This window comes from Bacillus sp. EKM420B (genome assembly GCF_011065565.1).
In the GTDB taxonomy this organism is placed as follows: Bacteria; Bacillota; Bacilli; order Bacillales; family Bacillaceae; genus Bacillus; species Bacillus velezensis.
Window position 1 is genome coordinate 122,349 of record NZ_JAAMNX010000003.1, and the last position, 11,135, is coordinate 133,483.

Below are 11,135 nucleotides of genomic sequence, written 5' to 3' on the forward strand. Positions count from 1 at the left end.
TACTCACAAGGAGGTGATACACATGTCACAATCAAACAGCGGAAACAGCAACCAGCTTTTAGTGCCAGGCGCTGCTCAAGCTATCGACCAAATGAAGTACGAAATCGCTTCTGAATTCGGTGTAAACCTTGGACCGGAAACAACTTCTCGCGCCAACGGTTCTGTCGGTGGAGAAATCACAAAACGTCTTGTCTCTTTTGCTCAGCAAAGCATGGGCGGAAGCAGCCAGCAGCAGTTTTAATCACAACTTCACATAATGGCTAAGAGAGCGGGGAATTCCCCGCTCTTTTTTCATGAGTATAGATAGAAGGCGGGAAGCAATTTATGCATATTTTTATTGTAATGGCCTATGTTTATGTATAATGGGGAAAGAAAGTGAGGAGTTGTTCGTGTTAAAACGAGAAGATTTAATCGCCCCAAAGAACTATAACCTTGTAAATGAAATCGAAAAGTTCAGCCGTTCCAAAGAGAAGAACGCGCTTATTTGGGAAGATCAAACAGGCGGCAAGAAAGTCTGGACGTATGAAAAATTGATGGAAGAAACGAATAAAATCGGAGCCCGCCTGAAAGGTCTCGGATTTGAAAAAGGCGATAAGCTGATTGTCATGGTTCCGAGAGTGCTTGAAGCGTATGCCGTTTATTTAGCGATCTTAAAAGCGGGGATGGTCGTCATTCCTTGCTCGGAAATGCTGCGCGCCAAAGACCTTGAATACCGGATCAAACACGCCGAAGTGAAAGGCGCTATCGTTTATCCTTCATTTATAAACGCATTTGACGAGGTGAATACCGAGCAGCTGGTGACATTGTCAATCGGTGAAAATGATGCCGGCTGGAAAAACCTCTTAACGATTGAAGCGGACGGAGACAGTTTTCAAACAGCTGATACAACAAGAGAGGACATGGCGTTTTTGTCCTATACTTCAGGCACGACCGGCCAGCCTAAAGGCGTTGTACATACACACGGCTGGGCCTTTGCCCATTTAAAAACATCAGCCGGTGCATGGCTGGATATTTCTGAAGACGATACAGTGTGGGCCACCGCGGCGCCCGGCTGGCAGAAATGGGTGTGGAGCCCGCTGCTCGCCGTTCTGGGAAGCGGCGCGACAGGATTCATTTATCACGGCAGATTCAACGCCAAGACGTATTTAGAGCTGCTGGAGCGCCATCAAGTAAATGTCTTCTGCTGTACCCCGACGGAATACCGCCTGATGGCAAAAGTGGAGGAGCTGGACAAATATGATCTTTCTGCTATTCACAGCGCAGTTTCTGCGGGTGAGCCATTAAACCGGGAAGTCATTGACGTATTCCGGAACCATTTCGGCATTAAAGTGAGAGACGGATACGGCCAAACGGAGAGCACCCTGTTAGTCGGCGTTCTGAAGGATATGGATATTAAGCCGGGAAGCATGGGCAAACCGACCCCCGGAAATCAAGTAGAGATTATAAACGATAAAGGCGAAATATGCGAAACAGGCGAAACGGGCGATATCGCCGTACATTTGAGCACACCGGCTTTATTCAAGGAATATTATAAAGATCCCGAAAGAACGAAAAAGCAGATTCGCGGAGATTACTTTCTTACAGGAGACCGCGCGAAAAAAGACGAGGACGGCTACTTTTGGTTTGAGAGCCGCAATGATGACATTATCGTCAGCTCCGGATATACAATCGGGCCTTTTGAAGTAGAGGACGCGCTCGTGAAGCATCCGGAAGTGAAAGAATGTGCCGTCGTGGCGAGCCCGGATGAAATCAGAGGTTCAATCGTAAAAGCTTATGTCGTTTTACAAGACGATGAAAAGCGCAGTGACGAACTTGTCAAAGAACTGCAAAACCACGTAAAAACGATTACGGCGCCTTACAAATATCCGAGAGAAATTGAATTTGTCGAAAGCCTGCCGAAAACGGCGTCCGCAAAAATCAGACGTGTGGAGCTGAGACAGCGTGAAGAACGGCTGAAGGCTGATAAAAAAGCATAATACAGGATAAAGGGTGAGCGGGGATGAAAGCGATTTGGCACGGCGGCACCATCTATACAATGCTTGACGAGAACCATGTCACTGAAGCCGTTTATACCGAAGAAGGCGTCGTCAGGCAGACGGGCAGCTACCGGGAGCTCCAAGGAACATACGGTTCGCCTGACACGGAGGAAATCGATTTACATGGAGCTGTCATGTTCCCGGGGTTTACGGACAGTCATATGCATTTAATCGGACACGGGGAAAAACAGCTTCGCCTCGATTTGTCGCAGCTGACGTCAAAAGAAGCGATCCTGCGGGCCGCAAAAGAAGCAGAGCGTGAATTGGAAGATGGCGAATGGCTGATCGGCGAAGGCTGGGATGAAAACCTGTTTGAACGGCCGGATTACGTCACAAAGCATGATCTTGACCCGCTCTTTCCCGACCGCCCCGTCCTGCTGAAGCGGGTATGCCGGCACGCCGTTGCGGTTAATTCGGCCGCATTGCGCGCGGCGGGGATTACAAACGAAACCCCTGATCCAAACGGCGGGATTATCGTCCGGGACGGCACCGGTCCGACAGGCCTTCTGCTGGATAAAGCCCAAGAGCTTGTGACACAGGCCCTGCCGCCCGTCTCACTTCACTATGTCAAACGCGCGCTTCAAACGGCGATTACGGACTGCTGGTCAAAAGGCCTGACAGGCGGGCATTCAGAAGATCTGGCATACTACGGAGACGCGTCCGTTCCCGTTGCCGCGTACGAGTCTTTAACCGGCAGCGGCCTTTATCCTTTTCGCGCCCATCTGCTCGTTCATCACGAAGCCGTCGACAGCTGGAGTGCTCTGGATAAATCGACCGGACCTTATCTGGAATACGGAGCGATGAAAATTTTTGCTGACGGCGCGCTCGGAGGCAGAACCGCTCTGTTGAAAAAGCCTTATCATGATGATCCGTCAGTTTCCGGCGTTCAGGTGCACGATGACGAGACCCTTGCCGCTCTTGTTTATAAAGCGAGAGAGAAAGGAATGGAGATCGCCGTGCACGCGATTGGCGACCTTGCATTTGAAAAGGTGCTCGATGTTATCGAAAGATACCCGGCAAAGCCCGGACAGCTTGACCGGCTCATTCATGCGCAAGTATTAGATGACGGATTGATTGAAAGAGCCGCCCGGCTGCCGATCGGACTTGATCTTCAGCCGCATTTTGTGGCCAGTGATTTTCCGTGGGTGATTGACCGGCTCGGAGAAGAGCGGATGAAAACGGCTTTCGCCTGGAAAACACTGCTGTCAAAAGGGCTGCTGTGCGCCGGAGGCTCAGACGCCCCGATTGAGCCGGCCGATCCGCTTCTGGGCATTCAATCGGCTGTGCTCCGTACAAGCAAGCAGCATCCGGAAGGTCCGGCCTATTATGAAAAAGAGTGCCTGACCGTGTACGAAGCCATTCAGCTTTACACGGAGGGAAGCGCGGCCATCATCCATAAAGAATATAGCCGCGGACGGATCGCCCCCGGCTATGATGCCGACTTTACCGTACTCAGCGGTGATCCGTTCGGGACGGATCCGAAAAAGCTTCATGAATTGGAAGCGGTCAAAACCGTCGTCGGCGGCCGTATCGTATATGAAAAAGAGGACAGGCGTTAATGCCCGTCCTCTTTTTTATGATAAAAATGAGCGCTTTACTTTTTCCCAGAAAGAGTTGTCTTTCAGTTTCACCGTTTTGATTTTTTTATCGGATAGTGTAATCTCAACCTTTTTGACATTCCGCGTGCTGAGCGCTTCATTATCAAGCCCGATAATCGGATGCTCATTGCCGTCCTGCACCACCTGCAGTGTCAGCTTCCGGTCTGAGCTTAAAATAAACGGGGATCCGAGTGTACGGTATGTGTTGTTGTTCAACGACGCCAGTTCGGATACCTGCATGCAGGAAATCAAAGGATCAACAACGGCGCCTGAGACAGATTTATTGTAGGCGGTGCTGCCAGTCGGGGTGGAAATGATCATCCCGTCTCCTCTGAACGTCTCAAAATGAAGATCATCAATTAACACATCCATCACAAACGTTTTAATAATGCTTGAACGGATGGAAACCTCGTTTAAACAGTGAAAATGATTGCTGCCGTCCACCGTTACGTGAATGAGCGGGTATTTTCTGACCTCAAGCTGTTCCGCGGTCATGCTGGCCGCCATTTTTTCAGGCTCATCGCTGTGAAAATCACAGTACAAATGGGCTTTCCCTTTTTTAGCGATGCCGACATACAGGCAGTCATCACGGAATCCGGTTTTTCTGACGGCTTGCAGAAATGAGCCGTCGCTGCCGATGCTGGCGATAATACCGGCATCCTCCGGGTGAGCCGCAACTGTAAAACCGTGCGATTCAGCAAGCTGCTTCAAAGAGCTGACTTGTTCTTTTGTTTCGTTGTTTTGTTTGTGAAAAAAATAAACATTGCGGCGAAGATCGGTCATATCCCCATTCCCCTTTGCTGTCATATTTACGTTTTTCTCCCAGCAGGTATTGTGTTAAAATACCTGTGGCAATAGTGTAACATGTTTCCTGTTTATCCGTTAAGAGAAAGCGTTTCATGAAAAAAATGAATCTTTTTTTACGGGGGAACGTACGAATATTGACAGAAAAGGAGGAGAACAAATGAATGCAAAAAGATGGATTGCGCTCGTCATCGCGCTCGGCATTTTCGGCGTATCAGTCATTGCAAGTGTGACCGTCGGGGTGCTGAAGAATATCGGAGATACAGGGTCTGACTTTGCATCACTGACAGATGACACAGAGGAAGTGACGCTGGATAAGGGCAGCCCCGGCAGTAAAATCGCCGTGCTTGAAGTGGACGGCACGATTGAGGATAACGGCGGGTCCGCTGGCCTGCTCAGCTCAGGCGGGTATGATCACAGATCATTTTTAAAACAGGTTGAGCGTGCGAAAGAAGATAAAAGCGTCAAAGGAATTGTACTGAAAATCAATTCCCCCGGCGGAGGCGTTTACGAAAGCGCGGAAATACATAAAAAACTGGAAGAACTAAAGAAAGAAACGAAGAAACCGATTTATGTATCCATGGGCTCCATGGCGGCATCGGGAGGCTACTATATTTCAACGGCCGCCGATAAAATCTATGCTTCACCGGAAACGCTCACGGGTTCACTGGGCGTCATCATGGAAAGCGTCAATTATTCCAAGCTCGCCGATGAACTCGGCATCAAGTTTGAAACCATTAAAAGCGGCGCGCATAAAGACATCATGTCCCCGACCCGCGACATGACGAAGGAAGAAAGAAAGATCATGCAGACAATGGTCAACGATTCTTATGAAGGATTTGTCAATGTCATTTCAAAAGGCCGGCACATGTCAAAAGCGGATGTGAAAAAAATTGCCGACGGCCGTGTTTACGACGGCAGACAAGCGAAAAAAATCGGCCTCGTTGATGAGCTGGGTTTTTACGATGATACGATCAGCGCGATGAAAAAGGACCATAAAAATATGAAAAACGCTTCAGTCATCACATACGAGGAAGGATTCGGATTAGGCTCGCTCTTTTCCATGAGCGCAGCGAAAATGTTTAAAAGCGAAATTGATTTTCTGAATATGAAAGAACTCATTTCGCAATCCGGTTCGCCGCGGATGATGTATCTCTATGCAAAGTAGGGGGGGAGAAAGAATGGACGCGACTTACGAAGGCTTTCACGGCAAAGAAGAGGAAGCCGAACAACAGAGGGCGCCCGAGCAGGCATATGCGGGCTTTTGGATCAGGTTTTGGGCGTTTCTTCTTGATTGGCTGGTGGTCTGGGGACTTAACCACCTCATCGTTTCACCGATTTTCACGCTGATGAAGCTCCCGGCAACAAGCGGAATGTTTACAATCTCAGCTTATTCCGTCACAACCCTGATCGTCTACCTCGCCTATTTTGTGTTCATGACGAAATGGTTTCATCAGACACTCGGCAAAATGGTCTTCGGGTTAAAGGTCACTTCTTTGACGCCCGGAAAGCCGCTGACTTGGAGCACCGTCATTTTCAGAGAAGCGGTGGGGCGATATATCGATAAAATCTGGATTCTCTATATCGTCATTGCGTTTACGCCCAAAAAGCAGGGCATTCACGATCTGATCGCCGACACAACGGTGATTCACGAAGCGCTGTACCGCAAATAAAAGCAGTAAACCCGGAATAAACGTCCGGGTTTATTTTTTTTGGTTTTGGCGATAATGCTGCTAAGGAAGTGAAGCTTATGGGATATGCCGCAGCAGCTGTTATTCTCATTCTCATTTTGGTCTGGCTGCTCATGAGGATGAAAATCCATCTGACTTTCGAATATCTTCACGATAAAGATAACGACAAACTGACGTTTAAACTCTCGGCCTTATACGGGCTGGTCCGTTTTAAAAAAACGCTGCCCGTCATTAAAGTAAACAGCGAAGACGCGTCTATTGATGTCAAACAGGACACGAAATCAGAAATGAAAGGTCAGAAAAAAGAGAAGAAAAAAATCACATATGAAGATGTCAAACAGAGCATTCACAGAATAGAAATGATTCTGCACCAAGTCTTTCAGATGCGCCAAATCGCCGCCTCATTTCTTGCGGGAGTCCGTGTTACGAAGTTTGAATGGGTGACGGTTATCGGAATAAAAGACGCCGCCGTTACGGGAATCGCCGCCGGCGGATTGTGGGCCGTAAAGGGAGGCCTTACGGCGATGCTGTATGATCATCTGCGTTTCATACATAAACCGGTGTGCGAAGTCATTCCGTCTTTTCAAGTGCCTGCATCCAAGACGCATTTGCAGTGTATATTCTTTTTTCGTTTTGGACATCTTATAGGTGCAGCTTTCAAATTGCTCAAATACGGGCGGAACGGACTTTCTATCATACGAAAGAAACAGCCGGTTCCGGTTGCTTCAAAGAATGATTCATCAGTTTAAGGAGGAGCGCATATGGCAGACCACCCCATTCAAGGTTTAATGAAAACCGCTATGGAAAATTTAAAAGAAATGATTGACGTGAATACAATCATCGGCGATCCTGTTGAAACGCCTGACGGCAGCGTAATCTTAACGGTTTCAAAGGTCGGATTCGGATTTGCGGCGGGCGGAAGCGAGTTTGGAGGAAAGCCGGCTGAAAAAAGAACCGATGATGATGAAAGAAAAGAGCAGAAGCTCCCGTTCGGCGGCGGAAGCGGCGGCGGAGTATCCATTACGCCGATTGCGTTTCTGATTGTCGGAACAAACGGCGTGCGTATGCTTCATTTAGACGAAAACACCCATCTGATTGATAAACTGTTAGACTCCGCGCCTCAAACGATTGAACGCATCCAGCATATGTTTAAAAAGAATGAAAAAGGCCGGAACCAAAAAAGAACGGATATCGATTTATAACAGAAAAGTTAACTGCCGCCCGCAGTTAGCTTTTTTTACGATGCGGCATAACCTTTGCAGTTTGCATAAAACTCGACTATGATAGAGCTATACATAGATAAAGGGAGGAATCAGAATGGCTGAAATTACATTTAAAGGCGGAGCCGTGACGCTGATCGGACAAGAAGTGAAACCGGGTGACCAAGCTCCTGACTTCACGGTTTTGACAAACGGATTAGAAGAGAAGACATTAGCAGATATGAAAGGGAAAGTAACGATCATATCCGTTATTCCTTCCATTGACACAGGCGTATGTGACGCGCAGACACGCCGCTTCAACGAAGAAGCCGCAAAACTCGGTGATGTGAACGTTTATACAATCAGCGCCGACCTTCCGTTTGCACAAGCGCGCTGGTGCGGAGCGAACGGAATTGATAAAGTGGAAACATTATCGGATCATAAAGAGATGTCATTTGGTGAAGCATTCGGTGTTTACATCAAAGAACTTCGTCTTTTGGCACGTTCCGTATTCGTCCTTGATCAGGACGGAAAAGTCGTTTACGCGGAATACGTAAGCGAAGCGACAAACCACCCGAATTATGAAAAGCCTATCGAAGCTGCAAAAGCGTTAATCAAGTAAAGAGAGAAAAAGAGCTCCGGGTGCTGCCGCGGAGCTCTTTTCATGGCAAGGAGGAAACAGCATGCAACACGACCATGTCGGTCAGATTTATGAACTTTTAGATGAAGCCGCTCAAGTGATAGCAGAAGGCCTTGAGATTTCTTATATTGAGGGGCTTGCGGAGGCGGGAGAGATGTATTTTCTTGAAACGGCCGACCAGCTTCCGCTTCAGGAAAAGCAAACCGGCGAGCTTAAAAGCCTGCTTGCGAAAGCAGACTTCAGAAAATGGGAGCATGAATGGATCCGCAAGGCGTTCCAGCTCGCCATTTTAAAAGGACTGAAAGATAAGTCCCATCCGAACAGACAGATGACGCCTGATACGATCGGCCTTTTCATCAGTTACCTCGTGAATAAATTTACGGGCGGCCGAAAAGGCCTGACATTGCTGGACCCTGCCTGCGGCACCGGAAATCTTCTGCTGACCGCGGTAAACCAGCTTTCTGACAAAGCGGCAAAAAGCTTCGGCATTGAAATCGACGATGTCCTTCTGAAGATCGCTTATGCTCAGGCGAATCTGCAGGAAAAAGAAATGGAGCTGTTCTGCCAGGACAGTCTTCAGCCGTTATTTATCGAACCGGCCGATGCGGTTATCTGCGATTTGCCGGTCGGCTACTATCCGAATGACGAAGGCGCTGAAGCGTTTGAGCTGAAAGCGGATGAAGGCCACTCATTTGCCCACCACTTATTTATTGAGCAGAGCGTCAAACATACAAAACCGGGCGGATACTTATTTTTTATGATTCCGAACCATCTGTTTGACAGCGCGCAAAGCGATAAACTGAAGCGGTTTTTTGCGGAAAAAGTGTATATCAACGCCCTTCTCCAGCTGCCGGCTACTATGTTTAAAGACGAAGCGCAGGCAAAGAGCATTTTAATCTTGCAGAAAAAAGGCGAAGACGCAAAGCCGCCGAAACAAGCGCTTTTGGCGAATCTTCCTTCTTTTGCGAACCAGCAGGCGATGCGGGAGATGATGGCAAAATTGGATCAGTGGATTCAAAAAGAAAAATAATGGCGAAAAAGCAGTGTGAGACGCAAAATCCCGCGCTGCTTTTCGCTTTTTAAAATGAATGGAAATCAGGGCGAAAACACAAATTAAGGAAAGAAAATAACATTCCGTAAGGCCGTGCCGTCCATTTGGCACAAATGAGATTTATCAGAAAATATCGACTTCATATTGTAAGCGGTACCAATGTGGATGTTGACTTGAAATGCTGAGTTGACAATGTTTAAATGGAAAAGTCAGATATTTTTTGGACCGCAGTTATGGTCTGGGAAAAAAGAACGAACAAACGAAGAAGAATTTTGATAGGAGCGTCATTTATGTCTAAAATTATTGCAATTAACGCAGGAAGCTCATCTTTAAAATTTCAGTTATTCGAAATGCCTTCAGAAAAGGTGCTAACAAAAGGTTTAGTAGAACGGATCGGTATCGCCGACAGCGTTTTCACTATCTCTGTTAACGGCGAAAAAAATACAGAAGTGACAGATATTCCGGATCATGCGGTTGCGGTGAAGATGCTGCTTCACAAGCTGACTGAATTCGGTATTATAAAGGATTTAAACGAAATTGACGGAATCGGCCACCGTGTGGTTCACGGCGGAGAAAAATTCAGCGATTCTGTTTTGCTTACGGATGAAACAATCCGTGAGATTGAAGAGATTTCAGAACTTGCGCCGCTTCATAACCCGGCTAACATCGTCGGCATTAAAGCCTTTAAAGAAGTGCTTCCGGATGTGCCTGCGGTTGCAGTGTTTGATACGGCGTTCCACCAAACGATGCCTGAGCAATCTTACCTGTACAGCCTTCCGTACGAATACTACGAGAAATACGGCATCCGCAAATACGGTTTCCACGGCACTTCTCATAAATACGTGACACAGCGCGCAGCTGAGCTTCTCGGCCGCCCGCTTGAAGATTTGCGTCTGATTTCCTGCCACCTCGGTAACGGCGCAAGTATCGCGGCCGTAGAAGGCGGAAAATCCATTGATACGTCAATGGGCTTCACACCGCTTGCGGGTGTTGCGATGGGAACACGTTCAGGAAACATCGACCCTGCATTGATCCCGTACATTATGGAAAAAACGGATCAGACGGCAGATGAAGTATTAAATACGTTAAATAAAAAGAGCGGACTGCTTGGCATATCCGGTTTCTCCAGCGACCTTCGCGATATCGTAGAAGCTTCAAAAGAAGGAAACGAAAGAGCGGAAACGGCTCTTGAAGTGTTTGCAAGCAGAATCCATAAATATATCGGTTCTTACGCTGCGAGAATGAGCGGCGTTGACGCGATTATTTTCACTGCGGGTATCGGTGAAAACAGCGTTGAAGTCAGAGAACGCGTGCTTCGCGGCTTAGAATTCATGGGTGTATATTGGGATCCTGCGCTGAACAACGTGCGCGGCGAGGAAGCGTTTATCAGCTACCCTCACTCTCCTGTCAAAGTCATCATCATTCCGACTGACGAAGAGGTCATGATCGCACGCGACGTTGTCCGCCTTGCACAGTAATGATCGAAAAAAGCACATCCTTTAGGGTGTGCTTTTTTATTGAATGCCCCAGAGTCAAACGTTACGATATGTTTAATACATAAACGATGAGGTGAAGCAATGAGTGTGCATGAACATAAACAAGAAGCCCCGTCAGCCGTGCGCTGCAAGGTGATTACAGTCAGCGACACGAGAACGAAAGAAACCGACAAAAGCGGGCGCGTCATGATGGATTTCATCAGAGAAGCGGGATTTGAAACGGTCGCTTATGACATTGTAAAAGATGAAAAAGATGAATTGCAGAAAGCCGTTTTATCCGGCTGTATGGATGAATATACAGATGCGGTGCTGTTAAACGGAGGGACGGGCATTGCCGAAAGGGATGTCACAATTGAAGCGGTCACGCCGCTGTTTTCAAAAGAACTCCCGGGATTCGGCGAGCTGTTCCGCATGCTGAGCTATACGGAGGACATCGGTTCCGCCGCCATTTTGTCCAGAGCGGCAGCGGGTGTGATCCGAAATACAGCAGTCTTCTGCACGCCCGGCTCCTCAGGCGCCGTAAAGCTTGCAATGAGTAAACTGATTATTCCTGAACTGCCCCATGTGCTCCGGGAAATCCGAAAAGATTTATAAATGTATAAAAAGGCTTTGCTCCGCTC

Annotated in this window: 12 protein-coding genes; 11 read left to right on the top strand and 1 reads right to left on the bottom strand. The window is 47.8% G+C overall.

The window, feature by feature from the left end; all coding sequences use genetic code 11:
- Positions 1-22: 22 nt before the first annotated feature.
- The 3 genes from G9F48_RS10665 to G9F48_RS10675 all read left to right on the top strand — a co-directional run bounded on the left by G9F48_RS10665 (position 23) and on the right by G9F48_RS10675 (position 3,595).
- Positions 23-241 (top strand): alpha/beta-type small acid-soluble spore protein, encoded by a 219-nt coding sequence (locus G9F48_RS10665; protein ID WP_003152415.1) that lies wholly within the window; start codon positions 23-25, stop codon positions 239-241.
- Positions 242-389: 148 nt separating this feature from the next.
- Complete coding sequence (gene mbcS, locus G9F48_RS10670; RefSeq protein WP_165409470.1) at positions 390-1,976, top strand: acyl-CoA synthetase MbcS; 1,587 nt, start codon at positions 390-392, stop codon at positions 1,974-1,976.
- 23 nt (positions 1,977-1,999) lie between these two features.
- Positions 2,000-3,595, top strand: a complete 1,596-nt coding sequence (locus G9F48_RS10675) for an amidohydrolase (protein ID WP_165409471.1) — start codon at positions 2,000-2,002, stop codon at positions 3,593-3,595.
- Positions 3,596-3,610: 15 nt separating this feature from the next.
- On the opposite strand, the gene G9F48_RS10680 is transcribed toward G9F48_RS10675, so the two are convergent.
- Positions 3,611-4,417 carry an NAD kinase gene (locus tag G9F48_RS10680; protein ID WP_003152418.1) on the bottom strand — a complete coding sequence of 269 codons (807 nt, stop codon included), beginning with the start codon at positions 4,415-4,417 and terminating at the stop codon, positions 3,611-3,613.
- Positions 4,418-4,598: 181 nt separating this feature from the next.
- Between G9F48_RS10680 and sppA the strand changes: the two genes are divergently transcribed.
- From sppA to G9F48_RS10720, 8 genes are all read left to right on the top strand, one after another.
- Complete coding sequence (sppA, locus tag G9F48_RS10685) at positions 4,599-5,606, top strand: signal peptide peptidase SppA (RefSeq protein ID WP_003152419.1); 1,008 nt, start codon at positions 4,599-4,601, stop codon at positions 5,604-5,606.
- Positions 5,607-5,619: 13 nt separating this feature from the next.
- Positions 5,620-6,111, top strand: a complete 492-nt coding sequence (locus tag G9F48_RS10690) for an RDD family protein (protein ID WP_007408048.1) — start codon at positions 5,620-5,622, stop codon at positions 6,109-6,111.
- 77 nt (positions 6,112-6,188) lie between these two features.
- Entirely contained in the window at positions 6,189-6,878 is a 690-nt protein-coding gene (locus tag G9F48_RS10695) for a DUF2953 domain-containing protein (RefSeq protein WP_109567118.1), read from the top strand.
- A 12-nt stretch (positions 6,879-6,890) separates the two neighbouring features.
- On the top strand, positions 6,891-7,331 hold the full coding sequence (gene ytfJ / locus G9F48_RS10700; RefSeq protein WP_003152423.1) for a GerW family sporulation protein: 441 nt from the start codon (positions 6,891-6,893) through the stop codon (positions 7,329-7,331).
- A 115-nt stretch (positions 7,332-7,446) separates the two neighbouring features.
- On the top strand, positions 7,447-7,950 hold the full coding sequence (tpx, locus tag G9F48_RS10705) for a thiol peroxidase (protein ID WP_007408050.1): 504 nt from the start codon (positions 7,447-7,449) through the stop codon (positions 7,948-7,950).
- Between the two features lie 61 nt (positions 7,951-8,011).
- Positions 8,012-8,998: a class I SAM-dependent methyltransferase gene (locus tag G9F48_RS10710; protein WP_165409472.1), complete on the top strand. Its 987-nt coding sequence runs from the start codon at positions 8,012-8,014 to the stop codon at positions 8,996-8,998.
- Between the two features lie 311 nt (positions 8,999-9,309).
- On the top strand, positions 9,310-10,497 hold the full coding sequence (locus G9F48_RS10715; RefSeq protein WP_003152426.1) for an acetate kinase: 1,188 nt from the start codon (positions 9,310-9,312) through the stop codon (positions 10,495-10,497).
- 99 nt (positions 10,498-10,596) lie between these two features.
- Positions 10,597-11,109 (top strand): MogA/MoaB family molybdenum cofactor biosynthesis protein, encoded by a 513-nt coding sequence (locus G9F48_RS10720; RefSeq protein ID WP_003152427.1) that lies wholly within the window; start codon positions 10,597-10,599, stop codon positions 11,107-11,109.
- Positions 11,110-11,135: the final 26 nt, after the last annotated feature.

Excerpts from the sequence above, each read along its gene's own strand:
- G9F48_RS10665 (WP_003152415.1), top strand. The coding sequence starts at position 23 with ATGTCACAATCAAACAGCGGAAACAGCAACCAGCTTTTAGTGCCAGGC.
- G9F48_RS10675 (WP_165409471.1), top strand. The coding sequence starts at position 2,000 with ATGAAAGCGATTTGGCACGGCGGCACCATCTATACAATGCTTGACGAG.
- G9F48_RS10680 (WP_003152418.1), bottom strand. The coding sequence starts at position 4,417 with ATGACCGATCTTCGCCGCAATGTTTATTTTTTTCACAAACAAAACAAC.
- sppA (WP_003152419.1), top strand. The coding sequence starts at position 4,599 with ATGAATGCAAAAAGATGGATTGCGCTCGTCATCGCGCTCGGCATTTTC.
- G9F48_RS10690 (WP_007408048.1), top strand. The coding sequence starts at position 5,620 with ATGGACGCGACTTACGAAGGCTTTCACGGCAAAGAAGAGGAAGCCGAA.
- G9F48_RS10695 (WP_109567118.1), top strand. The coding sequence starts at position 6,189 with ATGGGATATGCCGCAGCAGCTGTTATTCTCATTCTCATTTTGGTCTGG.
- ytfJ (WP_003152423.1), top strand. The coding sequence starts at position 6,891 with ATGGCAGACCACCCCATTCAAGGTTTAATGAAAACCGCTATGGAAAAT.
- tpx (WP_007408050.1), top strand. The coding sequence starts at position 7,447 with ATGGCTGAAATTACATTTAAAGGCGGAGCCGTGACGCTGATCGGACAA.
- G9F48_RS10710 (WP_165409472.1), top strand. The coding sequence starts at position 8,012 with ATGCAACACGACCATGTCGGTCAGATTTATGAACTTTTAGATGAAGCC.
- G9F48_RS10715 (WP_003152426.1), top strand. The coding sequence starts at position 9,310 with ATGTCTAAAATTATTGCAATTAACGCAGGAAGCTCATCTTTAAAATTT.
- G9F48_RS10720 (WP_003152427.1), top strand. The coding sequence starts at position 10,597 with ATGAGTGTGCATGAACATAAACAAGAAGCCCCGTCAGCCGTGCGCTGC.